The sequence below is a fragment of the Micromonospora sp. NPDC049151 genome, from assembly GCF_040648395.1.
Lineage (GTDB): Bacteria > Actinomycetota > Actinomycetes > Mycobacteriales > Micromonosporaceae > Micromonospora.
Map to the genome: position 1 here is coordinate 1 of NZ_JBEZDP010000006.1, position 25,061 is coordinate 25,061.

Sequence of the window (25,061 nt, forward strand, 5' to 3'; positions counted from 1 at the left end):
GGGGGGGGGGGGGGGGGGGGGGACGGGGTCAGTGGTCGGCGCTGTTCCAGTCGTGGCCCTCGCCGACCGACACCTCCAGCGGCACCGACAGCGGGTACGCCTCGCCCATCTCCTTGCGCACCAGCGCCTCCAGCGCCTCGCGCTCGCCCGGGGCGACCTCGAAGACCAGTTCGTCGTGCACCTGCAACAGCATCCGGGAGCGCAGACCGGCGTCGCGCAGCGCGCCGTCGACGTGCAGCATGGCGACCTTGATGATGTCGGCCGCCGAACCCTGGATCGGGGCGTTGAGCGCCATCCGCTCGGCCATCTCCCGGCGCTGCCGGTTGTCGCTGACCAGGTCGGGCAGGTAGCGGCGGCGGCCCAGGATGGTGGAGGTGTAGCCGTCCTGGCGGGCCCGTGCCACGACCTCCTGGAGGTAGTCGCGGACCCCGCCGAACCCGGCGAAGTAGTTCTCCATCAGCCCGCGCGCCTCCTCGGCGCTGATGCCGAGCTGCTGGGACAGGCCGAACGCGCTGAGCCCGTACGCCAGGCCGTAGTTCATCGCCTTGATCTTGCGGCGCTGGTCGGCGGTGACGTCACCGACCTCGACGGCGAAGACCGACGAGGCCGTGGCGGCGTGGAAGTCGTGCCCGGAGTTGAACGCCTCGATCAGCGCGTCGTCCGAGGACAGGTGCGCCATGATCCGCATCTCGATCTGGCTGTAGTCGGCGGTGAGCAGGCACTCGTAGCCCTCGCCGACGACGAACGCGCGGCGGATCCGCCGCCCCTCCTCGGTGCGGATCGGGATGTTCTGGAGGTTCGGCTCGGTGGAGGACAGCCGCCCGGTCGCCGCCACGGTCTGGTTGAACGTGGTGTGGATCCGGCCGTCGTCGGAGACGGACTTGAGCAGCCCGTCGACAGTCGACTTGAGCTTCGCGACGTCGCGGTGGCGCAGCAGGTGATGCAGCAGCGGGTGCTCGGTCTGCGCGAACAGCCACTGGAGCGCGTCGGCGTCAGTGGTGTAGCCGGTCTTGATCCGCTTGGTCTTGGGCAGGCCCAGCTCGGTGAAGAGGATCTCCTGCAACTGCTTCGGCGAACCCAGGTTGAACTCCCGGCCGACCACCTCGTACGCGCCCTGGGCGGCGGCCTTCACCTCGGCGGCGAAGTGCGCCTCCAGCTCCGAGAGGTAGTCGGTGTCGGCGGCGATGCCGGTGCGCTCCATCGTGGCGAGCACCCGCATCAGCGGCAGCTCCACACCGGCCATCAGCCGGGCCGACTGCTCGCCGTCGCGGGACAGCTCGGCGTCGATCGCGTCGGCCAGGTCGAGCGTGGCGCGGGCCTGGAGCATGAGGTTCTGCTCGGCCACGCCCTCGTCGCCGAGCCCGTCGAGGGTGAGCTGCCCGCTCTCCGGCGCGTCGACGCGCAGCTCGCGGTGCAGGTAGCGCAGCGCCAGGTCGGTCAGGTCGTACGAGCGCTGGTCGGGGCGGGCCAGGTAGGCGGCGATCTGGGTGTCGCGGGCGATGCCCCGCAGCTCCCAGCCGTGCGCGGCGAACGCCAGCACGGCCGGCTTGCTGTCGTGCAGCACCTTCGGGCGCTCGGCGTCGGCCAGCCACCCGGCCAGCGCGGCCTCGTCACCGGCGTCCAGGCGGCTCGGGTCGAACCAGGCGCCGGCGCCGGCCGCGGTGGCCAGCGCCATCGCTGTGACCGTGGCGGTGTGCCGGCGGTTGGGACCGGTGTCGAGCGTGACCGCCAGGCCGACCGGCGCGCCCGCCGGGGCGTGCGTGTCGAGCCAGCCGGCGAGCGCGCCCGGCTCGGTGAGCACCTCGCCGGCCAGCTCGAAGCCCGCCTCGGCCTCGGGCTCGACCGCCTCCAGGTATTGGTAGAGCCGGTCGCGCAGGATGCGGAACTGGAGCGTGTCGAAGACCTGGTGCACCGCCTCGCGGTCCCAGCCCTGCCAGCGGGCGTCCTCGGGGCGGACCGGCAGCTCCAGGTCGGAGACCAGGCAGTTGATCTCGTAGTTGCGGATCACGTCGGCGAGCCGCTCGCGCAGGCTGTCACCGGCCTTGCCCTTGATCTCGTCGGCCCGGGCCACCACGCCCTCGACGCCGCCGTACAGGTTGATCCACTTGGCGGCGGTCTTCGGGCCGACGCCGGGCACACCGGGCAGGTTGTCGCTGGTCTCGCCGACCAGCGCGGCCAGGTCGCGGTAGCGGTCCGGGGTGACGCCGTACTTCGCCTCGATGGCGGCCGGGTCCATCCGGGCCAGGTCGGAGACGCCCTTGCGCGGGTAGAGCACGGTCACGTGCTCGCCGACGAGCTGGAACGCGTCCCGGTCGCCGGTGGAGATCAGCACGTCCATGCCCTGGTCGCGGGCCTGGCAGGCGAGCGTGGCGATGACGTCGTCCGCCTCGTAGCCCTCCTTCTCGACCACCGGCACGCGCAGCGCGGCCAGGACCTCCTTGACCAGGCTGACCTGACCCTTGAAGTCGGTGGGGGTCTCGCTGCGGCCGGCCTTGTACTCGGAGTATTTCTCGGTGCGGAAGGAACGGCGGGAGACGTCGAATGCCACCACGATGTGCGTGGGCTGCTCGTCGCGCAGCACGTTGATCAGCATCGAGGTGAAGCCGTAGACGGCGTTTGTCGGCTGCCCCGTGGTGGTGGAGAAGTTCTCCACCGGCAGGGCGAAGAACGCCCGGTATGCCAGGGAATGTCCGTCGACGAGGAGCAGGCGCGGCGTCGTAGCTGTCACGGCTGCGACTCTAGTCCGTACGCCCGACAACTCCGGCCTCCGGTGCGGCGCGCGCCGCACCGGAGGCCGAGGTCAGAGAACCTTGGCCAGGAACGCCTTGGTCCGCTCGTGCTGCGGCGCCGAGATCACCTCGCGCGGGTCGCCCTGCTCGACCACCACCCCGCCGTCCATGAACACGAGGTGGTCGCCCACCTCCCGGGCGAAGCCGATCTCGTGGGTCACCACGATCATCGTCATGCCGTCGCGGGCCAGGTTCTTCATCGTGTCCAGCACCTCGCCCACCAGCTCCGGGTCGAGCGCGCTGGTCGGCTCGTCGAACAGCATCAGCTTCGGCCGCATGGCCAGCGCCCGGGCGATCGCCACCCGCTGCTGCTGGCCGCCGGAGAGCTGACCGGGGTACGCGCCGAGCTTGTCGCCCAGCCCCACCCGGTCCAGCAGTTGCGCGGCGTGCTCCCGGGCCTCCGCCTTCTTGGCCTGGCGCAGCAGCACCGGCGCCTCCATGACGTTCTGGAGCACCGTCATGTGCGGGAACAGGTTGAACCGCTGGAACACCATGCCGATGGCCCGGCGCTGCGCGGCCACGTCCTTGTCCCGCATCTCGTACAGCTTGCCGCCGCGCTCCCGGTAGCCGATCAGGTCGCCGTCCACCCAGATCCGGCCGGCGTCGATCTTCTCCAGGTGGTTGATGCAGCGCAGGAACGTCGACTTGCCGGAGCCGGAGGGCCCGAGCAGGCAGCACACCTCACCGGAGCGGACCTCCAGGTCGATACCCTTGAGCACCTCCAGCGGCCCGAACGACTTGTGCACCTGCTCGGCCCGCACCATCAGCCCGGACTCCGCGGTCGGCGTCTGCGGGGAAACCGTCGCCTCGGTCATGATTCCGCCGTCCCACTCGTGGTGCCGCCGCTCTCGGCGGCCAGACCCCGTAGCCGCTGCCGGGCTCGCCCGCTGCGTCCGACACCCTTGGAGTAGTGGCGCTCCAGGTAGTACTGCCCGACCAGCAGGACGCTGGTCAGGAGCAGGTACCACAACGTCGCGGCGACGTACATCGGGAAGGGCTGGAAGGTCCGGGAACCGACGGCCTTGAGCTGGAAGAACAGCTCCATCGACACCGGCACGAAGGCCACCAGCGAGGTGTCCTTCAGCATCGCGATGGTCTCGTTCCCGGTCGGCGGGATGATCACCCGCATCGCCTGCGGCAGCACGATCCGCCGCAGGATCTGCGCCCGGCTCATGCCCAGCGCCTGAGCCGCCTCGGTCTGCCCCTCGTCCACCGACTGGATGCCGGCCCGGACGATCTCGGCCATGTACGCGGCCTCGGACAGACCCAGCGCCAGCATGCCGGCGACGAAACCGGTCAGGATGTCGACCGCGCTGAACCCGAACAGCCGGGCCTCGAAGTCGTGCAGCCCGAACAGGGCACCGATCTGCCTGTCGAACGGCAGACCGAACTCCAGCCGCGCCCAGAGGATGCCGAGGTTGCCGAAGAGGATCGCCAGCACGAGCCGGGGTACCGCGCGGAAGAACCAGGTGTAGACCCAGGACACGCCGCGCAGCACCGGGTTGGGCGACAGCCGCATGATCGCGATGACGACGCCCAGGACGATGCCGATCGCCATCGAGGTGATCAGCAGCAGGATGGTGCCGCGCAGGCCTTCGACGATCGGCGGGCGGAACATCTCGTCCACCATGAACGACCACTGGAACGCGGAGTTCGTGACCAGCATGTGCACGAACATCGCGACCAGCACGGCGATGACCGCCACGCCCACCCAGCGCCCGGGGTGCCGCACGGGCACGGCCTTGATCGGTTCAGGCCGTGCCCGTCCGGATGTGTCGACCGACATGGTCAGACCGACGGGTTCAGTTCAGCGTTGGTGATGGCGCCGCCCTCGACACCCCACTTGGCGAGCGCGGCCTTGTAGCTGCCGTCGGCGATGACCGCCTGCACGGCCTCCTTGAGCACCTCGGCGAACGCCTGCTGGTCCTTGTTCACCGCGTAGCCGTACGGCGCCGACTCGTAGATGTCGCCGAGCACCTCAAGCTGGCCGTTGCTCTGCTTGACCGCGTACGCCCCGACCGGGGAGTCGGCCAGCATGGCGTCGTTCTTGCCGCTGCCCACGGCGGCGGTGGCGTCGCTCTGCGCCTGGTACTGGTCGATCTTGATGGCCGGCTTGCCGGCGTCGGTGCACTTCTTCGACCGTGCGGTGATGTCGTCGAGCTGCACGGTACCGACCTGCACGGCGATCTTCTTGCCGCAGGCGTTCTCCGGGTCGACCCCGGCCGGGTTGCCCTTCTTGGTCGCCCACTGGGTGCCCGCCGAGTAGTAGCTCACCATGTTGACGCTCTTGAGCCGGTCGGGGTTGATGGTGAACGACGAGACGCCGACCTCGTACTTGCCCGAACCCACACCGGGCAGGATCGCGTCGAACGGCGCCGACTCGTACTCGGCCTTGAGACCCAGCTTCTGCGCCACCGCGTTGAACAGCTCGACGTCGAAGCCGACCACGGTCTTGCCGTCCTGATCCAGGAACTCGGCCGGGGCGTACGTCGAGTCGGTGCCGACCTTGATCACGCCGTCGGCCTTGATGGCGTCCGGCACCTTCGCGGCCAGGTTGGAGTCGGCCGTGGCGGACACCGACGGGCCGGAGCCCGGCTCGGCCGAGTTCTCCTTCTCGCCGCACGCGGCCAGGGAGAGCAGCAGGACGGCCGCACCGGCGACGCCGAGCGCCGCCCGCCGTCCGGGGTTGGGGTGGAACATGGCTGTACTCCTTATTGCGAGGGGTCGGTCGGTCAGGCCACGCCGAGGTATGCCTCTTTGACCGAGGGGTCGTGCAGCAGGTCCGCACCGGAACCGCTCTTGACGATCCGGCCGGTCTCCAGCACGTACGCCCGGTGGGCGCGCGCCAGCGCCTGCTGGGCGTTCTGCTCCACCAGCAGGATCGTGGTGCCCTGCTGGTTGATCTCCGTGATGATCGTGAAGATCTGCTGGATCAGCATCGGCGCGAGACCCATCGACGGCTCGTCGAGCAGCAGCAGCTTCGGCCGGCTCATCAGCGCCCGGCCGACCGCGAGCATCTGCTGCTCGCCGCCGGAGAGCGTGCCGCCGGCCTGCTTGCGCCGCTCGGCCAGCCGCGGGAACAGGTCCAGCACCCGGGCCAGGTCCTGCGCGATGCCGGCCTTGTCCCGCCGGGTGTACGCGCCCATGTCCAGGTTCTCCAGCACCGACATGCCGGGGAAGATGCCCCGGCCCTCGGGCGCCTGGCACAGGCCGCGCCGCACCCGCAGGTCGGCCCGCAGCTTGGTGATGTCCTCACCGGCGAACTTGATCGTGCCGGAGGCGACCGGCCGGATGCCGGAGATCGCCCGCATGGTGGTGGACTTGCCGGCGCCGTTCGCGCCGATCAGCGCGACGATCTCCCCCTCGTCCACGGTCAGGCTGATGCCGTGCAGCGCCTGGATCCGCCCGTAGAGCAGGCTCACGTCCTCGATCTCAAGCAGCATCGTCCGGCACCCCCAGGTACGCCGCGACCACCTTCGGGTTGTCCCGCACCTCGGCGGGCAGCCCTTCGGCGATCTTCTTTCCGAACTCCAGGACCACGATCCGGTCGGTCACGCCCATCACCAGGCGCATGTCGTGCTCGATCAGCAGCACCGTCACGCCCTGGTCCCGGATCTGCCGGATGAGCTGGAGCAGCTCCTCCTTCTCCGCCGGGTTGAAGCCGGCGGCCGGCTCGTCCAGGCAGAGCAGCTTCGGGTCGGTGGCGAGCGCGCGGGCGATCTCCAGCCGGCGCTGCTCGCCGTAGGACAGGTTGCGGGCGAACTCGTGCCTGCGGTTGCGGATCCCGACGAAGTCCAGCAGGCGCTCGGCCTTCTCCCGGCCCTCGCGCTCCTCCTTCCAGTGCCGCGGCAGGCGCAGCAGGGCGGAGATCACGCTGGTCTTGTGGTGCGCGTCCGCGCCGACCTGGACGTTCTCCAGCGCGGTCATCTCCGGGAAGAGCCGGATGTTCTGGAACGTACGGGCCATGCCCATCCGGGTGATCTGGTGGCGCTTCTTGCCACTGATCTTCTGGCCCAGGAACCGGATCTGCCCCTCGGTGGGCTGGTAGATGCCGGTCATCGCGTTGAAGCAGGTGGTCTTGCCGGCGCCGTTCGGGCCGATCAGGCCGAGGATCTCCCCCTTGTAGAGGGTGAAGTCCACGTCGTTGAGGGCCACCACGCCGCCGAAGCGCAGCGTGACGTGGTCGACCTCCAGCAACGGCTCGCGCTCGCTCACCGTCTCGACGGCGGGGGCCGCCGCCTGGGCCGGAACGGCCGGGGTCTGCTCGGTGTCACTCACCGACGATCACCTCCTTGCGGCGGTCCTTGAACTCCGCCGCTCGTCGCCGGTTCGGGATCAGGCCCTGCGGCCGGAAGATCATCATGATCACCAGCACCAGGCCGAAGAAGAGGAACCGGTACTCGTACAGCTCGATGCCGAACAGCTCGATGCCACGGAACCGCTCGATCATGTACGCCACCAGGCCACCGCCGACGATCGCGCCGACGATGTTGCCCGAGCCGCCGAAGATGACAGCGGCCAGGATGATGATCGAGTTGAGCAGCTCGAAGTTCTGCGAGTTGACGAAGTTCTGCTTACCGGCGAACAGCGCGCCGGCCAGGCCGGCGATGGCCGCGCCGGAGGCGAACGCCCACAGCTTGAACTTGAACGTCGGCACGCCCATGAGCTGGGCCGCGTCCTCGTCCTCGCGGATCGAGATCCAGGCCCGGCCGACCCGGCTGTGGGTCAGGTTCCGCACCCCGATCACCACCAGGATGATCAGCGTGAGCACCAGCCAGTAGTACGGGCGGGCGTCGAGCACGCCGAACCACGGCCGGCCGTCGGCGTACTCGCCGGGCGGGTGCGGGATCTGGTTGAAGCCGCGCTGTCCCTTGAGGAACTCGGAGCTGACCGCCGCGATCCGGATCATCTCGGCGAAGCCGAGCGTCACCAGCGCCAGGTAGTCGCCGCGCAGGCGCAGCGTCGGCGTGCCGAGCATGACGCCGGAGACCATGGTCAGGCCGATCGCGATCGGCACCACCGCCAGCCACGGCCACAGCGTCTTGAGGTCGCTGCTCGGCGAGGTCAGCACCGCTACCGTGTACGCGCCGACGGCGAAGAAGCCGAAGTAGCCGAGGTCGAGCAGGCCGGCGAAGCCGACCACGATGTTGAGCCCGACCGCCAGCAGCACGTAGATCGAGACCGTGAACATCACCTGGGTGAAGTTCGCTCCCGGGGTCGGGATCGGCCCGAGGTACTGGTAGAACTCCTTGTTCGGCAGCGCGTAGAAGAACGCGATCACCGCCGCGAGCAGCACCCAGCGCACCCAGCGGGGCGCGTGGTGCCAGCGCTCCGAGATCGCGTGCCGGCCCTGCCGCAGCTTGTCCGCCGCCGTCTCCCGCCGCTCCGGCGGGTCGATGGTGGTCGTCATGCGCGTGCCCTCCCCAGTGATTCGCCGAGCAGACCGGTCGGCCGGAACATCAGCAGCACGACGAGCACCGCGAACGCGGCGAAGTCCTTCCACTGACTGCCGAACAGGCCCGCGGCGTAGTTCTCCACGACGCCGAGCAGCAACCCGCCGACGAGCGCGCCGCGCAGGTTGCCGATACCGCCGAGCACCGCCGCGGTGAACGCCTTGAGGCCCAGCAGGAAGCCGACGCTGTAGGTGAGCGTCTGGATCCGCACGTCGTAGAGCAGGCCCGCGACGCCGGCCATGGTGCCACCGGCGATGAAGACCATCAGGATGATGCGGTCCTTGTTGACGCCCATCAGCGCCGCCGTGTTGGCGTCCTGGGCCACCGCCCGGATGCCGCGGCCGGTACGGCTGCGGTTGATGAACTGGTCCAGCGCGAACATCATCACCAGCGCGGAACCGATCGTGAGCAGCTGCACCGCGTCGATCGGCACCCCGGCGACGTGGAACAGCGGCTCCGAGCTGACCAGGATGGGTGCGCCCTCCGGACGGCGCCGGGTGTAGACGCCGAACGCCTCGGAGATGGCGATCGAGGCGCCGATGGCGGTGATGAGGAACGCCAGCGGCGGCGCGTTGCGCTTACGCAGTGGCCGGTACGCCACCCGTTCGATCACCGTCGCGGTGCCCGCCGAGGCGATGGCCGCCACGATCATCGCCACCAGCAGGTAGAACAGGATCGAGCCGATGCCGCTGACCTGGGAGTTCTGGTCGAGTCCGAAGCCGTTCCAGGTCCAGATCGCGGCGAACGCACCGGCGATGAAGACCTCGGAGTGGGCGAAGTTGATGAGCCTTAGCACGCCGTACACAAGCGTGTAGCCGAGCGCGACCAGGGCGTAGATGGCGCCCTGCGTCAAGCCGGTCGTGGTGAGTTCCCCGAAGTTGGAGAACAGTCCGTCGAAGTCCAAGGGAGGGACGCTCCGTCGCTCAAGAGAAAAAGAGGGTGCGGCCGGGAGCCAGCTCCCGGCCGCACCCGCGATCACTACTCAATCGCCAGTCCAGCGATCGAACGATCAGGACTTGGGGATCTCCTGGTCCGGGACGACCTTGCCGCCCTGCACCTTGAACGCCCAGACCTTGACCTGCGCCGGGTCGAGCTCGCCACCCTCGACGAACTTGTAGCTGGCGGCAACGCCCTCGCCGCTGTAGCCCTTCACGAACTCCAGCAGGCCGGGACGGGTGGTCTTGCCGGCCTTGATGCCCGCCAGCAGGATGCTCGCCGCGTCGTAGGCGGTGTCGCTGTAGGTGCCCGGGTCGGTGCCGTTGAGCGCCTTGTAGTCGGCGATGAAGGTGCCACGCGCCTCGGTGGACGGAGCGCAGGGGCAGGTGAGGATGGTGCCCTCGGCTGCGGCGGCACCGGCGGAGGTGATGTAGGCGCCGTCGTTCACGCCGTCACCGGCGACCAGCGGGGCGGTGACGCCGGCAGCGGTGAGCTGCTTGCGGATCAGGCCGGCCTCCTGGTAGTAGCCGCCGTAGAAGATCGCCTTGACGTTGGCGGCCTTGACCTTGGTGACCACGCCGGAGAACTCGGTCTGCTTGCCCTCGCCCTGGACCTTGTCGCTGCCCACGACCGAGGAGCCGAGAACCTTCTTGACCTCGTCGGCCAGGCCGGCGCCGTACGCGGACTGGTCGTCGATGACGTAGACCCGGTCGGCCTTGATCACGTTCTTGATGTAGTTGCCGGCGCCGGGACCCTGGCTCAGGTCGTTGCCGACCGCGCGGAAGAACGTCTTCCAGCCCTGCTCGGCGAGGCTCGGACGGGTCGCGGAGGGGGTGATGGTGACCAGGCCGGCCTCGTTGAACAGCGGGCCCGCGGCCTCGGACTCGCCCGAGTAGGCCGGGCCCACGACGCCGAGGATCTTGGGGTCGTCGATCGCCTTCTGGGCCAGACCCGGCGCCTGGTCCGGGCTGCCCTGCGAGTCGAGCTCGGCCAGCTCGACCTTGCAGTCCGGGTTCTCCTTGTTGTACTTGTCGACGGCCACCTTGACGCCGTTCTTCTCATTGATGCCCAGCGCGGCCGAGCTACCGGTCAGCGCGCCGAAGAAAGCGATCTTGCTCCCGCAGGCGCTGCCCCCGGAACCCTCATCGTCGCTGCCGCTGGAACAAGCGGTACCGCCGGCGACGAGCGCCAGCATGGCGACCCCGCCGATCACGCGTGCGAGCTTCTGCCTCAAGGCCCGAACCCTCCTCCGTCCATGATCCGAACCACCCGCCGCTGATTGGCCCTTGCGGGGTGGACGAACCAAGACCGTCGTCGCCGGTCTGGGCCGGGACGTTATCCCACCGTGGGCGGTGGCGTAAGACCTGGAAAGCGGGGTTGACCGAACCGTTACACGCGGTGGCGGATTCAAGCCGATCGCCGTAAGAACCGTAGGCGCGGCAAGGCTTTTACCGACTATTCCTTGGTAACGGGCCAACATCACTTCACCCGCTACCGATCGACGGCTGGCAACGCCCCCCACCAGGCACGGGATGATTTCCCGTCGTCGGCGACCACGAGCAGCCCGTCGTCGCGGACGGCCACCGCCAGCGCGGCGTCGCCCCCGTCCGGCACCGGCACCGGCGTGATCACCGGAAGCCACGACGCGCCCCCGTCACGCGACATCCAGAGCCGTCGCTCGGCCCCGTCACCGGTCACCGCGACCAGCCGGCCGGCCGACGCCGCGAGCGCGTCCACCGACGAAACCCCCGGGCCCGGCGTGCCGAACCCGCCGACCCGCCGCCACCCCTGCCCCACACCCGCCGGCCCGGCGGAGCGCGAACCACAGTCGTCGCACGCCCGCCACACCGCGAAGCGGTCCCCCACCGGGCCGAGGACCACCGGCCCGCCGTCGGCCGACGCCACCCGCTCCGCCGCCCCGGCCGCCCCCGCCGGCACCGGCAGGAGCACCCGCCGCCACACCCGGCCGTCCACCGAGGACCACACCAGCGGCGTCCGGGCCGCCCCGCCGGGCGGTAGCAACGACCCCACCACCAGCCAACCCGGCCCCACCGCTGTCACGTCGTACGCCGCCGTCCGGCCCCGGCCGTCACCGGCGAGCTCCGCGACCCCCGCACGCAGGGCGAACCCCTCGGCGTCCGGCGACGTCCACACGGCCGCACCGTCCGCGCGGGCACCGGCGACCAGCCAACCGGCCGGCCCCGCCGCCAGCCGCGACGCGCTCACCGCGCGCGGGCCGCCGAACAACTCGAACGCCGCCGGCACCTCCCGCAACGGCCCGCCCGGGCGCCACACCCACGTTCCGGTACGCGGATTGCCGTGCACGCCACCGGTCTTCGCGCCCAGGGCCGCCATCCCGTCGGCGCGGCACGCCACCGCGTAGAGCACATGCTGCCGGCCGTAGAACGTCTGCCCGCGCACCGGAATCGGCGACCAGGTCACGCCGTCCGGTGAGGACCACGCCGCCGGCCGGGTCTCCCCCGCCGGATCGACCAGCCCGCCCACGACGTACCACCGGCCGGCGCACCGCGCGACGTCGCGCGGCACCGAACGGCCCACGCCACCGGCGGGAAGGACCAGCTCGACCGGCTGCCACAGCGGGCGCACGGGCTCGGGCCCGGGCAGCGGACGCGGGGTGGCGTGGCAGGCCGCCAGGAGCAGCGCGGCGGCGACGAGGACCGGCCGGACGCGCGCGGAAAGCATGGATCCGATCCTATCGATCGGACGCCTCCCGGGGAGGTCAGGAGGCGGGCTGCTCCACCTCGCCGCCGGCGGTCTCGGCGAGGATCCGCTCGGCGACCTCCTTCATGGTCATCCGGTGGTCCATCGCGGTGCGCTGGATCCACTTGAACGCCTGCGGCTCGGTCATGCCGTACGTGGTCATCAGCGCGCCCTTGGCGCGCTCGACGGTCTTGCGGATCTCCAGCCGGTCGGTGAGGCCGGCGACCTCCGACTCCAGGGCGGCGATCTCCGAGTAGCGGGACAGCGCGATCTCCACCGCCGGCACCAGGTCGCTCTTCTGGAACGGCTTGACCAGGTACGCCATCGCGCCCGCCGCCCGTGCCCGCTCCACCAGGTCACGCTGGCTGAACGCGGTCAGGATGATGACCGGGGCGATGCGCGCGCCGGCGATCCGCTCGGCGGCGGCCAGCCCGTCCATGATCGGCATCTTGATGTCGAGGATGACCAGGTCGGGCTTGAGTTCCTCGGCGAGCTTGACGGCGGTCTCGCCGTCGCCGGCCTCGCCGACCACCTCGTAGCCCTCTTCGACGAGCATCTCGGCCAGGTCCAGCCGGATGAGCGCCTCGTCCTCGGCGATCAGAACGCGCTTGCGCTCGGCGTCCGCCTGCATCTCGCCCACGAGCCACTCCCACCATCGATCCCGGCACGGCCACCACCCATGCTCCCGCATGAGCCTAGTCGGGTACAGTTACCGCACCCCGCCGGGATGGTGGAACGGCATACACGGAAGTCTCAAACACTTCTGCCCGAAAGGGCTTGCGGGTTCGAATCCCGCTCCCGGCACTCTTGTCATACAGGTGTTCGAGGATGTTGCCGTGCATCCTCCCGAAATGCGGGCACGAGCCCGCGCCCTTCGCGCCCAGGGTCACAACATCCGTTCGGTGGCCCGCAGCCTCTCCCTGCCCTACACCACGGTCTGGCACTGGTGCGTCGACCGACCAGAGCCGGCGATCTTCGGAAGCGCCGTCCGCTGCTTCCGGTGCCGCCCCAATCCGGACGCTCCACCCGACCATGCCTCCTACGCCTACCTGCTCGGGCTCTATCTTGGTGACGGACACCTGGTCACCACGGACCGGACGCCGGTGCTCCGCATCTACTGTGCCGACGCCTGGCCGAGCCTGATCGAGAAGTGCGACGCAGCGATGCGGGCGGTGTTGGCCAACAAGGTGCAGCGCATCCAGAAGCGCGGCTGTGTCGCCATACAGAGCACAGCACTCCATTGGCCGTGCCTGTTCCCCCAGCACGGACCGGGCAAGAAACACGAGCGCCCGATCGTCCTGGCCGCCTGGCAGCGGAGCATCGTCGAGGCCCACCCGGGCGACTTCCTGCGGGGACTCTTCCACTCCGACGGCTGCCGCTTCACCAACCGGGTCGTCGTTCGCGGGAAGCAGTACGTCTATCCCCGCTACATGTTCTCCAACCGCTCCACCGACATCATGGCGCTGTGCCAGTGGTCCCTCGACCTGCTCGGCATCGCGTGGCGGATGAATCTGCCGTGGTCCCTGTCAGTCGCCCGCCGGGAGGCGGTCGCCGCCCTCGACCGGCACGTGGGCCCGAAGTCGTGACCGGACGACACCGCGGACGCGCTCTGCCGGGCGACGTCAGATCCGCGACAGTGCCCGCGCGAGGTCCGCCCGCAGGTCCTCCGGGTCCTCCAGGCCCACCGAGACGCGCAGCAGCCCGCCGCAGGGCTTCGCGTCGCCCTCGACCGGCCGGTGGGTGAGCGAGGCCGGGTGCTGGATCAGCGTGTCGACGCCGCCGAGCGACACCGCGTGGGTGATCAGCTCGCAGGCGCCGGCGACCTCGGCCGCGGCGGGAGCACCGCCGCGTACCTCGAAGGCGAGCAGGCTGCCGGTGCCGGACATCTGCCGGCCGACCAGCCCGGCCGGGTCGTGCAGCGACGGGTGGTGGACGCGCTCGACGGCGGGGTGCCCGGCGAGCCAGGCGGCGAGCTTCTCCGCGCCGGCCTGCTGTGCGCGGACGCGCAGCGGGAGGGTCTGGATACCGCGGTGCAGCAGGTACGCGCCGAGCGGGTGCAGGACGGCACCGGTGACGGCGCGGACCTGGCGCAGCCGGGCGGCCCACTCCGGTGCGCAGGCGACGACGCCGGCGAGGACGTCGCCGTGGCCGCCGATGCTCTTGGTGGCGCTGTGCAGCACGAGCGCGGCGCCGTGGCGGGCGGGCTGTTGGAGCACCGGGGTGGCGACGGTGTTGTCGACGAGCAGCGGGACGTCACCGGCGGCGGCGGCGAGCGCGGCGATGTCGACCAGGTCGAGGCTGGGGTTCGCCGGGGTCTCGACCACGACCACTGCGGTGTCGGGCCGGATCGCGGCGGCCACGTCGGCGGTGGTGGCCCAGGTGACCTCCGTGCCGAGCAGGCCGGTGGCGAGGACGTGGTCGGTGCCGCCGTAGAGGGGGCGGACGGCGACGACGTGCCGCTTGCCGTCGCGGGTGGCGGCGAGCAGGGTGGCGGTGAGCGCGGCCATGCCGCTGGCGAACGCGACCGCCTCGGCGGTGCCTTCGAGCTGGGCGAGCGCGGTCTCGAACCGGGCCACAGTGGGGTTCCAGAGGCGCTGGTAGACGGCGCTGCCGCCGGCCGGGAGGGTGCCGCCGGTGGCGAGTGTCTCGTAGTCGTCGCCGCCGCCCGCGACCGAGGGCAGCGGGTTGGTGGTGGACAGGTCGATCGGCGGGACGTGGACGCCGAGCCCGGCGAGGTCGGCGCGCCCGGCGTGTACGGCTGCGGTGTCCACGGAAGTCATGCCGGAAGCGTCGAACATGACGACGGCACAAGGCAATACCAGCGAAGAAGATTCTGACGATCACGCTTTCGCCCGGGAGTGATTCGGTGAAGGATGGTCACATGCCTGCCGCACCGAATGATCTACGGCCGTTCGCCGGCCTGGACGACACCGACCGCGCGATCCTCACCGAGCTGGCGGCCGACGGCCGGCTGCCGAACAACGCGCTGGCCGAGCGGGTGGGGGTGGCGCCGTCGACGTGCCTGACCCGCACCCGGGCGCTGCGCGAGTGCGGGGCGATCCGCGGGTTCCACGCGGAGGTGGACCCGGCTGCGGTGGGCCTGCCGTTGCAGGCGCTGGTCTCGGTGCGGCTGACCGCGCACGAGCGGGCCGCCGTGGACGCGTTCCGGGCCCGTTCGGTACGGCTGCCGGGGGTGGTGTCGGTGTTCCACGTGGCCGGCGCGGACGACTACGTGCTGCACGTACGGGCGGCCTCCGGGGACGCCCTGCGGGACTTCGTCCTCGATCATCTCGCAGTCGACCCGGCGGTGCAGCACACGCAGACCAGCCTGATCTTCGAGCAGGCCCGGGGTATGGGGTAGCGCACCCGGCGGAACAATTCCGGCACGTGGCCTGTTGCACCACGCTGTGATCGACGTACCCATGTCTGTTCTTGATCTTGCCCCGGTGGCGGCGACCGGCAGTGCCGGTGAGGCGCTGCGGCACACCACGGAGCTGGCCCGCCGCACCGAGGAGCTGGGCTACCGCCGGTTCTGGGTGGCCGAGCACCACAACATGCCCGCCATCGCCAGCTCCGCGCCGGCCGTGCTGCTGGCGCACCTGGCGGCGAACACCAGCACGATCCGGCTCGGCTCGGGCGGGGTGATGCTGCCCAACCACGCGCCGCTGGTGGTGGCCGAGCAGTTCGGCACCCTGGAGGCGCTGCATCCGGGCCGGATCGACCTGGGCATCGGCCGCGCCCCGGGCACCGACCAGGTGACCGCGCTGGCGCTGCGCCGCACCATGGAGGGCCTGTCCGCCGAGCACTTCCCGCGTGAGCTGGCCGACCTGATGAACTACTTCTCCGGCGCCGAGCCCGGCCCGATCACCGCGACGCCGGGGCGGGGCCAGTCGCCGCAGGTGTGGCTGCTCGGGTCCAGTGGCTTCAGCGCGCAGCTGGCCGGCCTGCTCGGGTTGCCGTTCTCGTTCGCGCACCACTTCAGCTCGCAGAACACGATCCCCGCGTTGCGGCTCTACCGGCAGCACTTCCGGCCGTCGCAGTGGCTGGACCGGCCGTACGCGATGGTGGCGGTGAACGCGGTCTGCGCCGAGACCGACGAGCGGGCCGAGTGGCTGGCCGGACCGGCCGGGCTGTCGTTCCTGAAGCTGCGGTCGGGGCGGCCGGAACCGCTGGTCACGCCGGAGGAGGCGGCGGCGTACCCGTACTCGGAGTTCGAGCGGGAGTTCGTCGCCCAGCGCCGCGACGGCCAGGCGACCGGCTCGCCGGAGACGGTGGCCCGGCAGCTCGGTGAGTTGCTGGAGCGCACCGGCGCGGACGAGCTGATGCTCACCACGATGGTGTACGACGTGGCCGACCGGATCCGCTCGTTCGAGCTGATCGCCGAGAAGGTGGCCGGCGGGCTGCGCCGGGACGCCTGAAACACGCTCTTCATAGCCACGTCACCGCACCGTCGCGTGGGACGCATAACTTTGTCCCCGGTGGTGGTACGGCATTCCCGGTCGGGACGGGTCGGGAATGCTGCGGTGTGGTGCACCGGGTCGCCGGCGGAGCGGATTCCGCGGCCGGCGACCCGGTGCCTGCCGTTTCAGCGCAGGTAGATGTTCGGGGCGGGCGGTGTGCTCATGCCGTCGCCCAGCTGGAAGCCCGGGTGCGGCGGCTGGTTGTAGGCGGTGTTCTGCCAGGCCACTGCCACGCGGTACTGCGGGTCGTGCATCAGCGTGGGCAGGCGCAGGCCGGTGGTGACGGGCGTGCTGTAGATCCGCAGCGCGGTGCTGTCGGAGGTGCGCCAGACCACCTCCTCGCGCCAGTCACCGAGCAGGTCGGCCGAGAGCGCCGGGGTGGACTTGGTGCCGTTGTTCGAGGCGACGCCGCTGCCGGTGAGCAGCCGGGTCTCCCCGCCGGTGCCGTACTTGTCGATCTTCGTGGCGTCGAGCAGCTCGCGGACCGGGTCGCCGTCCCACCAGATCAGGAAGTTCGCCGACGACGGCTTACGCCCGACGTTCTGCCCCCTGGTGTTCAGTAGCCCGTCGACAGCCGACGACCAGGACTCCGCACCCGGGCTGCCCGCCCAGATGTCGCCGGAGACGCCGCGGCCGTTGTCGCCGTTCGGTGCGGTCTGCCAGATGATCTGCCCGGTCCGCGCGTCGGCCATCCAGGAGCTGGGCTTGCTGCCGTCCTCGTCGACCTTGAACACCTCCAGGCCCGCGCGGGCCGGGTCGAGGTCGCCGACGTGCAGCGCGTCGCCGTGGCCGTTGCCGGTGGAGTAGAGCAGCCGGCCGTTGTCGTCGATGGTGGCGGCGCCGTACACGATCTCCTGGCGGCCGTCGTTGTCCACGTCGGCCACGGAGAGCTGGTGGTTGCCCTGCCCGGCGGCGGCGCCGTTGCCGGAGGCGTTCGAGTCGAACGTCCAGCGCTTGCGCAGCGTGCCGTCGCGGAAGTCCCAGGCCGCGATGACGGCCCGGGTGTAGTAGCCGCGCGCCATGATCAGCGAGGGACGCTGCCCGTCCAGGTACGCGGTGCCGGCGAGGAACCGGTCGACCCGGTTGCCGTACGAGTCGCCCCAGGACGAGACGGTGCCGCGCGGCGGGTCGTAGTCGACTGTGGACAGCGCCGCGCCGGTGCGGCCGTCGAACATCGTCAGGTACTCCGGGCCGGCGAGCACGTAACCGCTGGAGTTGCGGTAATCGGCCGAGCCGTTGCCGATCACCTGGCCGGTGCCGGAGCGGGTGCCGTCGGCGGTCTTCATGGCCACCTCGGCGTCCCCGTCGCCGTCGTAGTCGTACACCTGGAACTGGGTGTAGTGGGCGCCGGCGCGGATGTTGCGGCCCAGGTCGACGCGCCACAGCCGAGTGCCGGTGAGCGTGTACGCGTCGACGTAGACGTTGCCGGTGTAGCCGGACTGCGAGTTGTCCTTGGCGTTCGACGGGTCCCACTTGAGCACGAACTCGTAGCGGCCGTCACCGTCGAGGTCGCCAACGCTCGCGTCGTTCGCCGAGTAGCTGTAGCCCTCCCCGGCCGGGGTGGTGCCACCGGGCGGCGGCTGGATCGGCACGTCCAGGTAACCGTTGGCGAACTGGAGCGCCGGGGCGGACGCCGCCTGCTCGGCGCCGTTCACCACGGCCCGCACGGTGTACGCCGAGCCGGCCGCCGCGCCGCTGTCCAGGTACGTGGTGGCGCCGGTGATCGGGCTTCCGTTGACCTTGGTGCCGCCCCGGTAGAGGTTGAACGAAACCCCTGTGATCTCGGTGCCGAGCAGCCGCCAGGAGACCAGGTTCCCGTTTCCGGAGCGGACGCTGACCAGCCCTCGGTCGAGGTCCTCCATCTGCTTCGCCCCGGCCGGCGGGGTGGTCGGCGGGGGTGTGGTGGGTGGCGGCGTGGTCGGCGGCGGGGTGGTGGGTGGTGGCGTGGTCGGCGGTGGCGTGGTGGACGGCGCGCCGGTGCAGGCGGTGCCGTTGAGCGTGAACGCGGCCGGGACCGGATTCGACGCGTTGTTCCACGAGCCGTTGAAGCCGAAGTTGGCGGCGCCGCCGGTGCCGAGGGCCGCGTTGTAGCCGGCGTCGCGGGCGCTCACCTGCGTGCCGGACTGGCTGACCGTCGCGTTCCACGCCTGGACGACCTGCTGGCCGGCGGCGAAGCTCCAGCCGAGGGTCCAGCCGTTGACCGGGTCGCCGAGGTTGGTGACTGTCACGTCGGCGCCGAAGCCGCCGCTCCACTGGTTGGTGATCCGGTAGTCGACCCGGCAGGCGACGGCCGCCGCGGCGGCCGTCATCGTGGTGAGCGCGCCCGCCGACAGGGTGACCGCAGAGGCCGCGGCGAGCAGCGCAAGCCGGTGGCGTGGGGTGGTGAGGTGCACGGGAAATGCCTTTCGCGGAGGTCAGGCACGCGGCGACGCCGGTCTGCCCGGACCGGCGGATACGTGCCCTGACGCGAGGGGCGACGCCAACACATCGACGTCGGTGATTAGGCTCCGCGCCCCGTCAGCCTAGGTCACCGCCGGACACCCCCACAAGCGCCGCCCCTCGCCGGGCCCACCGAGGACGTCGCGCGCCCTTCACCCCGGTCGCGCGGTTGGCGCCCGGCGGGCGGCGGCGCGGCCGTCAACAGGGCGACGGCTGGCGGAGCGGCGACCGGCGACCGGCGACCTTTGTCCCGGGCCGCGCCCTCCCGGGAGGAGGCGCGGCCGGGAAACCGCGAGCGGCTCAGCCTTCGACGGCGGCGGCGAGCTTCCGCGACTCCGCGGCCTCGGCGCTCTCGGTGGCGGCCTCCGGCTCCGGGGCCCGCCCCGGCCTCACGGCCTCCGCCGGCTCGACCGCCTCCACCGGCTTGACGACCTCCGCCGGCTCGACGGCTCCCGCTGGCTTGACGGCTTCCGCCGGCTTGACGGACTCCCCCGGCTCCGCCGACGTGGCGAGCTCGGGTTCCCCCGCCTCGGCGGGCGACGTGGCGGCGAGTGCGGCGTCGACAGTGGCGCGGGCCCGGCGGGTACGGCGCAGCGCGCGCACCGCCAGCCCGACGGCGACCAGCCAGGCGCCGCCGAGCAGCACGTACACCACCACCGGCAGCGAGCCGCCCACGCCGCCGGCGCTCAGCAGCGTGCGGGCGTTGGTCAGCACGATCACGCCGCCGATCACGGCGCCGAGCAGCTGGGCGGGCACGATGCGGACCAGCCACGCCGCGATCGGGGCGGCGATCAGGCCGCCGATCAGAAGGGCGGCAACAGTGGGCAGCAGGAAGCCCTCGGAGCCCAGGCCGATCAGGAAGCCGATGCTCGCCGCGCCGGCCACCACGAACTCGGAGGTGTCCACCGAGCCGATGACCTTGCGGGGTTCCATCCGGCCGGAGACCAGCAGCGCCGGGGTGGCGACCGGGCCCCAGCCCCCGCCGCCGGTGGCGTCGACGAAGCCGGCAACCAGGCCGAGCGGGGCGAGGAACCGGCTGCGCAAGCGGCCGGCGGCCCGGTTGGCGCGCAGCGGCCGGGAGAACCGCACCAGCAGGTACGCGCCGAGCGTGAACAGGATGGCGGCCATCCAGGGCGCCGCCGCCTCGGTGGAGATGGAGCTGAGGAACGTCGCCCCGGCGAACGCGCCGATGGCGCCGGGGAGCGCGATACGGCCGACCACCCGCCAGTCGACGTTGCCGAACCGCCAGTGCGACACACCCGCCGCCAGCGTGGTGCCGATCTCGGCCAGGTGCACCGAGGCGGACGCGGCAGCGGGCGCGACACCGGCGAACAGGAGCAGGGTCGAGGAGGTCAGCCCGTAGGCCATGCCGAGCGCGCCGTCGACGAGTTGCGCGGCGAGCCCGACGAGGGCGAGGACCAGCAGCTTGCGCACGAGCGCCCCCTGACTTTTCGGTATCTCCTATCGACTTGGTCGACAATGCGGCACGAGGGCGCCCCGGGTCAAGTCCCCCATCCGGTTGGTAGGAGACGCCGGACGGTGTGCCGGAGCGTGCGGAGGCGCCCGTCAGCTCCAGGCGCGCGGGTCGGCGGCCAGCTCGTTGACCCGGCCGGGCAGCGCCCCCGTGGCCACGTCGGCGATGGTGACCAGATCGAGGATCTCCCGCTCGCTGGCCCGCAGCGCGATCCAGACGTCCTGCAACGCGCGGGCCGCGCCCTGGTAGCCGAGCTGTTCCGGCCGCTGCCCGCGCACGTGCGCGAGCGGACCGTCGATGACCCGGATCACCTCGGCCAGGGAGATCTCCCCGGCCGGCCGGGCCAGCCAGTAGCCGCCCTCGGGGCCACGCTGGGCGTGCACGATGCCGCCGCGGCGCAGTTGCAGCAGGATGCTCTCCAGGAACTTCGGCGGGATGTCCTGCGCGCGGGCGATCTGTTCGGCGGTCACCGGCCGGCTCCGCCCGGTGGCCTCCTCGTCCGCTACCGAGGCCAGCTCGGCAGCCGCGCGGAGGGCATAGTCGACCCGGGCGGAGAGACGCATACGGCCAGGTTAGTCCGCTGTGCCGGGAGCTGGCCCGCCGACCCGTGCGGGCGGGTCACCGGGCCGGGCGTTCAGCCGCCCACGCGCCGCAGCAGACCCTCCTGCACGGCGCTGGCGATGTGCCGGCCGTCGGTGGTGAACATCCGGCCCGTGGCCAGGCCACGCGCACCGGACGCGGACGGGCTCCAGCAGTCGTACAGGAACCACTCGTCGGCGCGGAACGACCTGTGGAACCACAGCGCGTGGTCGAGGCTCGCGCCGACCACGCCGCCCGGCCCCCACACCTCGCCGTGCACCGAGAGCACCGAGTCCAGCAGCGTCAGGTCGGAGGCGTACGTGAGCGCGCACGCGTGCAGCAGCGGATCGTCCGGCAGTTTGCCGTCCAGGCGCATCCACACCCGCTGGTGCGGCTCGGCCGGGCGGTCGCCGGGGCGCACCCAGCCGGGCTCGCCGACGTAGCGCACGTCGATCGGGCGCGGGATCATCCCCCAGATGCCCAGGCGCTCCGGGTAGCGGGAGAGCCGGTCGGTCATGGTCGGCACGTCGTCCGGACCAGGCACGTCCGGCGGGAGCGGGGCATGGTGGTCCAGCCCCTCCTCCTGGCGCTGGAACGACGCCGACATGAAGAAGATCGGCTTGTCGTGCTGCAACGCCACCGAACGGCGCACCGAGAAGGAGCGGCCGTCGCGGACGTTCTCCACCTGGTACTCGATCGGCTCGGCCGGGTCGCCGGGGCGCACGAAGTAGCCGTGCAGGGAGTGCACGGCCCGCTCCGCGTCGACGGTGCGGCCGGCCGCCACCAGGGCCTGGCCGGCGACCTGGCCACCGTAGACCCGCTGCGGGCCCACCTGCGGGCTCATCCCCCGGAAGGTCATCTCCCCGGTACGGGCGAGGTCGAGCACCTCCAGTAGCTGGTCGACAGCCGCCTGCCCGGTCGCCACACCACTCACTGTGTCGCCTTCGTTCGCGACTGCGGGGCTCGCAAACCCGGCTCACTCCTCGCGCTCACTGGAGGGCTCGTGCCGAGGCCGCGTCGACCAGCGAACCCAGCTGGTGCACGCGCAGGGTGTTGGTGGAGCCGGGCGTGCCGGGCGGGCTGCCCGCCACGATCACCACGTAGTCGCCCGGGTTGGCCCGGTTGAGGCCGAGCAGCGCCTGGTCGACCTGGCGGAACATGTCGTCGGTGTGCTGGACGAACGGCATCAGGAACGTCTCCACGCCCCAGGACAGCGCGAGCTGGTTGCGCACCTCCGGCACCGGCGTGAACGCCAGCAGCGGCAGGTCGCAGTGCAGCCGGGCCAGCCGCTTGACGGTGTCACCGGTCTGCGAGAACGCGACCATGGCCTTGGCGCCGATGGCCCGGGCGATCGACGAGGCGGCGACGGTGAGCGCGCCGCCGTGCGTACGCGGATCGTGCTGCAACCGGGGGACGGCGATGGACCCCGCCTCGGTGGTGGTGACGATCTTGGCCATGGTGCTGACGGTGAGCACCGGGTACTTGCCGACGCTCGTCTCGCCGGAGAGCATCACCGCGTCCGCGCCGTCGAGCACCGCGTTCGCCACGTCGGACGCCTCGGCGCGGGTCGGGCGCGAGTTCTCGATCATCGAGTCGAGCATCTGGGTGGCCACGATGACCGGCTTGGCGTTCTCCCGGCACAGCTGCACGGCGCGCTTCTGCACCAGCGGCACCTGGTCCAGTGGCAGTTCGACGCCGAGGTCGCCGCGGGCGACCATGACCCCGTCGAAGGCGAGCACGATCGCCTCCAGGTGGTCGACCGCCTCCGGCTTCTCGACCTTGGCCAGGACCGGGCGGCGCACGCCCTCCTCGTCCATGATCGAGTGGACGAGCTTGATGTCGTCGGGCGAGCGGACGAAGGAGAGCGCGACCAGGTCGACGCCGAGACCGAGGGCGAAGCGCAGGTCCTGCGCGTCCTTGTCGGACAGGGCCGGGACGCTCACCGCGACGTTCGGCAGCGAGACGCCCTTGTTGTTGGAGACCGGGCCGCCCTCGGTGACCAGGCACCGGATGTCGTTGCCGGTGACGTCGCTGACCTCGACCGCGACCCGGCCGTCGTCGATCAGCAGCCGGTCGCCCGGCTTCACCTCCTGGGGCAGCTTGCGGTAGGTGCAGGAGACCCGCTCCTTGGTGCCCTCCACCTCGTCCCCGGTGATCACCACCGAGTCGCCGGTGCGCCACTCGTGCGGTCCGTCGGCGAACCGGCCCAGGCGGATCTTGGGGCCCTGGAGGTCGGCGAGCACCGCGACCGGCTTGCCGGCCGCCTCGGCCGCCTCGCGGACCAGCCGGTAGACCGACTCGTGGTCGGCGTGACTGCCGTGGCTGAAGTTGAGCCTCGCCACGTTCATGCCCGCTTCGACGAGGCCGCGGATACGCTCCGGGGACGCGGTTGCGGGGCCGAGGGTGCAGACGATCTTCGCGCGGCGTGTCACGCCCATCAGGCTAGTCTCTCCTCCGGGTCGGCCTCCCGGCCGACCCCTTGCGGACTGTGGAACATCTGTCCAACGACGCGCGTCAACCGCTGGGCGGGCGTAGGCGTACCGCACCGGAACGTCGTGTGGCGGGCATCAGCGACCGCGCGGTGAGAAATCGTACCGCTCCCCGTCACCGGCCGGCCGGGGGCACTGTGGCACGGCCGTGCCCGGCCGCTGGGGCCGTGGGCGGGCCGGGGGTACGCGCCGGCCGGCGGGGCCGTCGAAGGTACGCGCGCGGAGCCTCAGCTCTCCGTCTTGACCAGCGGGAACTCCAGCGAGCCGGCCGGGCACAGGAAGGTGAGCACCTCGACGCGGTAGAGCCCGGCCTGCACCGCCGGGTCGGCCTCCATGACGCTGCGGACGTCGTCCACCGAGCCGGTCCGGGCCAGGCCGAAGCCGATCGGCGGGTCGGGTTCCCGGGCCGGGCCGTCCACCGACCCGTCCACGAGCACGATGCCGCGCCGCTGCAGCGCCCGCATGTGCTGAAGGTGCTCGGCCTGCAACCGCTGCACGGTCTCGTCCGGCAGGGCCCGCCCCGAGGGCCCCGGGTAGAGCACGATGCACTCGTATGTGTCGAGCGCGAAGTCGAGCCGTGGCGTCGCGGCCATGCGCACCTCCTGACCACCGTTCCGCCCAGCCTGCCACGGCGGCCCGGCGTGCCGGGGCAGCTCGGCGCAACTGCCAGTGCTTCGCCGCCCCGATTCGGGGAATGTCCAGGGGTCGGGGCGCAGCACCACCCCGCGAGGCACGAACGAGCACAGAACGAGCACAGGAGGAGCACGAATGGCCACCAGCACCCAGCCCGCCAAGGCGTCGGGTACCTACCGGATCGGTGGCGACCTGCCGGTCGACCGCCTCGGCTACGGGGCGATGCAGCTCACCGGTCCGGGGGTGTGGGGTGACCCGAAGGATCCGGCCGAGGCGGTACGGGTGCTGCGCCGCGCGTACGAGATGGGCGTCACGTTCATCGACACCGCCGACTCGTACGGGCCGTTCGTCAGCGAGCTGCTGATCCGCGAGGCGCTGCACCCGTACGCCGACGACCTGGTCATCGCGACGAAGGCCGGGCTGACCCGCTCCGGCCCGGACGACTGGCGGCCGGTGGGCCGCCCGGAGTACCTGCGCCAGCAGTGCGAGCTGAGCCTGCGCCACCTGGGCCTGGACTGCATCCCGCTCTACCAGCTGCACCGCATCGACGCGAAGGTCCCGCTGGCCGACCAGCTCGGCGAGCTGGCGCTGCTGCGGCAGGAGGGCAAGATCCGGCACATCGGGCTGTCCCAGGTCAGTGTCGAGGAGATCGAGGCGGCACAGGCGATCGCGCCGATCGTGTCCGTGCAGAACCTCTACAACCTGGCCGACCGCAGCGCGGAGGACGTGCTGGAGCACTGCGAGCGCCACGACCTGGCGTTCATCCCGTGGTTCCCGATCGCCACCGGCAGCCTGGCCCGGCCCGGCGGCCCGCTCGACGCGATCTCGACCGCGCACGGCGCCACCCCGGCGCAACTCGCGCTGGCCTGGTTGCTGCGCCGGTCGCCGGTGATGCTGCCGATTCCGGGCACGTCGTCGGTGGCGCACCTGGAGGAGAACGTGGCGGCGGCCGAGGTGGTGCTGACCGACGACGAGTTCGAGGCGCTGGCAAAGGCCGCCTGAGCGGGTCACGCACCTCCCCCGACCGGCCCCTTTCGCGGAATGTGATCGAACAACTACCGTCAGAAGGATTCTCGCGAGTGGGGGTC

At 71.4% G+C, this 25,061-nt stretch carries 21 protein-coding genes, 1 tRNA gene and 1 pseudogene; 5 read left to right on the forward strand and 18 right to left on the reverse strand.

Features of this window, described 5'->3' with window-relative positions:
- Nucleotides 1-28 precede the first annotated feature (28 nt).
- The 11 genes from polA to AB0B20_RS09210 form a co-directional block, all read right to left on the reverse strand.
- A complete protein-coding gene (gene polA, locus AB0B20_RS09160) occupies nucleotides 29-2,728 on the reverse strand; it encodes a DNA polymerase I (RefSeq protein ID WP_357469426.1) in 2,700 nt (899 codons plus the stop codon).
- Nucleotides 2,729-2,800: 72 nt separating this feature from the next.
- On the reverse strand, nucleotides 2,801-3,604 hold the full coding sequence (locus AB0B20_RS09165) for an amino acid ABC transporter ATP-binding protein (protein WP_357469429.1): 804 nt from the start codon (nucleotides 3,602-3,604) through the stop codon (nucleotides 2,801-2,803).
- The gene (locus AB0B20_RS09170) at nucleotides 3,601-4,575 is read right to left on the reverse strand and encodes an amino acid ABC transporter permease (RefSeq protein ID WP_357380942.1); all 975 of its coding nucleotides are present in this window, start codon (nucleotides 4,573-4,575) and stop codon (nucleotides 3,601-3,603) included. The genes AB0B20_RS09165 and AB0B20_RS09170 overlap by 4 nt, the downstream gene beginning before the upstream one ends.
- A 2-nt stretch (nucleotides 4,576-4,577) precedes the next feature.
- The gene (locus AB0B20_RS09175) at nucleotides 4,578-5,489 is read right to left on the reverse strand and encodes an ABC transporter substrate-binding protein (RefSeq protein WP_357469432.1); all 912 of its coding nucleotides are present in this window, start codon (nucleotides 5,487-5,489) and stop codon (nucleotides 4,578-4,580) included.
- Nucleotides 5,490-5,521: 32 nt separating this feature from the next.
- Entirely contained in the window at nucleotides 5,522-6,232 is a 711-nt protein-coding gene (locus AB0B20_RS09180; protein ID WP_357469434.1) for an ABC transporter ATP-binding protein, read from the reverse strand.
- Nucleotides 6,222-7,004 (reverse strand): ABC transporter ATP-binding protein, encoded by a 783-nt coding sequence (locus AB0B20_RS09185; protein ID WP_357381176.1) that lies wholly within the window; start codon nucleotides 7,002-7,004, stop codon nucleotides 6,222-6,224. The genes AB0B20_RS09180 and AB0B20_RS09185 overlap by 11 nt, the downstream gene beginning before the upstream one ends.
- Before the next feature lie 55 nt (nucleotides 7,005-7,059).
- Nucleotides 7,060-8,199, reverse strand: coding sequence for a branched-chain amino acid ABC transporter permease (locus AB0B20_RS09190; RefSeq protein WP_357469437.1), 1,140 nt, complete (start codon nucleotides 8,197-8,199; stop codon nucleotides 7,060-7,062).
- A complete protein-coding gene (locus tag AB0B20_RS09195) occupies nucleotides 8,196-9,146 on the reverse strand; it encodes a branched-chain amino acid ABC transporter permease (RefSeq protein ID WP_135241219.1) in 951 nt (316 codons plus the stop codon). The genes AB0B20_RS09190 and AB0B20_RS09195 overlap by 4 nt, the downstream gene beginning before the upstream one ends.
- Before the next feature lie 105 nt (nucleotides 9,147-9,251).
- Nucleotides 9,252-10,412 carry a branched-chain amino acid ABC transporter substrate-binding protein gene (locus tag AB0B20_RS09200; RefSeq protein WP_357380935.1) on the reverse strand — a complete coding sequence of 387 codons (1,161 nt, stop codon included), beginning with the start codon at nucleotides 10,410-10,412 and terminating at the stop codon, nucleotides 9,252-9,254.
- A gap of 257 nt (nucleotides 10,413-10,669) precedes the next feature.
- On the reverse strand, nucleotides 10,670-11,881 hold the full coding sequence (locus AB0B20_RS09205) for a hypothetical protein (RefSeq protein WP_357469440.1): 1,212 nt from the start codon (nucleotides 11,879-11,881) through the stop codon (nucleotides 10,670-10,672).
- A gap of 37 nt (nucleotides 11,882-11,918) precedes the next feature.
- Entirely contained in the window at nucleotides 11,919-12,539 is a 621-nt protein-coding gene (locus tag AB0B20_RS09210; protein WP_013287522.1) for a response regulator, read from the reverse strand.
- 81 nt (nucleotides 12,540-12,620) lie between these two features.
- On the opposite strand from AB0B20_RS09210, the gene AB0B20_RS09215 reads away from it, so the two are divergent.
- Nucleotides 12,621-12,703, forward strand: a tRNA-Leu gene (locus tag AB0B20_RS09215).
- Between the two features lie 98 nt (nucleotides 12,704-12,801).
- Nucleotides 12,802-13,485: a transcriptional regulator gene (locus tag AB0B20_RS09220; RefSeq protein WP_357380931.1), complete on the forward strand. Its 684-nt coding sequence runs from the start codon at nucleotides 12,802-12,804 to the stop codon at nucleotides 13,483-13,485.
- Between the two features lie 36 nt (nucleotides 13,486-13,521).
- On the opposite strand, the gene AB0B20_RS09225 is transcribed toward AB0B20_RS09220, so the two are convergent.
- On the reverse strand, nucleotides 13,522-14,697 hold the full coding sequence (locus AB0B20_RS09225) for a PLP-dependent aspartate aminotransferase family protein (RefSeq protein ID WP_357380929.1): 1,176 nt from the start codon (nucleotides 14,695-14,697) through the stop codon (nucleotides 13,522-13,524).
- Between the two features lie 83 nt (nucleotides 14,698-14,780).
- On the opposite strand from AB0B20_RS09225, the gene AB0B20_RS09230 reads away from it, so the two are divergent.
- A complete protein-coding gene (locus AB0B20_RS09230; protein ID WP_357380927.1) occupies nucleotides 14,781-15,260 on the forward strand; it encodes an Lrp/AsnC family transcriptional regulator in 480 nt (159 codons plus the stop codon).
- Nucleotides 15,261-15,321: 61 nt separating this feature from the next.
- Nucleotides 15,322-16,317, forward strand: coding sequence for an LLM class flavin-dependent oxidoreductase (locus AB0B20_RS09235; protein WP_357469443.1), 996 nt, complete (start codon nucleotides 15,322-15,324; stop codon nucleotides 16,315-16,317).
- 167 nt (nucleotides 16,318-16,484) lie between these two features.
- On the opposite strand, the gene AB0B20_RS09240 is transcribed toward AB0B20_RS09235, so the two are convergent.
- The 6 genes and pseudogenes from AB0B20_RS09240 to AB0B20_RS09265 all read right to left on the reverse strand — a co-directional run bounded on the left by AB0B20_RS09240 (nucleotide 16,485) and on the right by AB0B20_RS09265 (nucleotide 23,933).
- On the reverse strand, nucleotides 16,485-18,752 hold the full coding sequence (locus AB0B20_RS09240) for a cellulose binding domain-containing protein (RefSeq protein WP_357469447.1): 2,268 nt from the start codon (nucleotides 18,750-18,752) through the stop codon (nucleotides 16,485-16,487).
- 595 nt (nucleotides 18,753-19,347) lie between these two features.
- Nucleotides 19,348-20,232: pseudogene (locus tag AB0B20_RS09245) on the reverse strand (sulfite exporter TauE/SafE family protein); the annotation flags it as partial.
- A gap of 132 nt (nucleotides 20,233-20,364) precedes the next feature.
- On the reverse strand, nucleotides 20,365-20,835 hold the full coding sequence (locus tag AB0B20_RS09250) for an Rrf2 family transcriptional regulator (protein WP_357380921.1): 471 nt from the start codon (nucleotides 20,833-20,835) through the stop codon (nucleotides 20,365-20,367).
- A 71-nt stretch (nucleotides 20,836-20,906) separates the two neighbouring features.
- Complete coding sequence (locus AB0B20_RS09255) at nucleotides 20,907-21,776, reverse strand: acyl-CoA thioesterase II (protein ID WP_013287530.1); 870 nt, start codon at nucleotides 21,774-21,776, stop codon at nucleotides 20,907-20,909.
- A gap of 64 nt (nucleotides 21,777-21,840) precedes the next feature.
- A complete protein-coding gene (gene pyk / locus AB0B20_RS09260; protein ID WP_357469450.1) occupies nucleotides 21,841-23,289 on the reverse strand; it encodes a pyruvate kinase in 1,449 nt (482 codons plus the stop codon).
- Nucleotides 23,290-23,567: 278 nt separating this feature from the next.
- Nucleotides 23,568-23,933 carry a YciI family protein gene (locus AB0B20_RS09265; protein WP_013287532.1) on the reverse strand — a complete coding sequence of 122 codons (366 nt, stop codon included), beginning with the start codon at nucleotides 23,931-23,933 and terminating at the stop codon, nucleotides 23,568-23,570.
- A gap of 175 nt (nucleotides 23,934-24,108) precedes the next feature.
- Between AB0B20_RS09265 and AB0B20_RS09270 the strand changes: the two genes are divergently transcribed.
- Nucleotides 24,109-24,975 (forward strand): aldo/keto reductase, encoded by an 867-nt coding sequence (locus tag AB0B20_RS09270; RefSeq protein WP_357469454.1) that lies wholly within the window; start codon nucleotides 24,109-24,111, stop codon nucleotides 24,973-24,975.
- The last annotated feature ends 86 nt before the right edge of the window (nucleotides 24,976-25,061 follow it).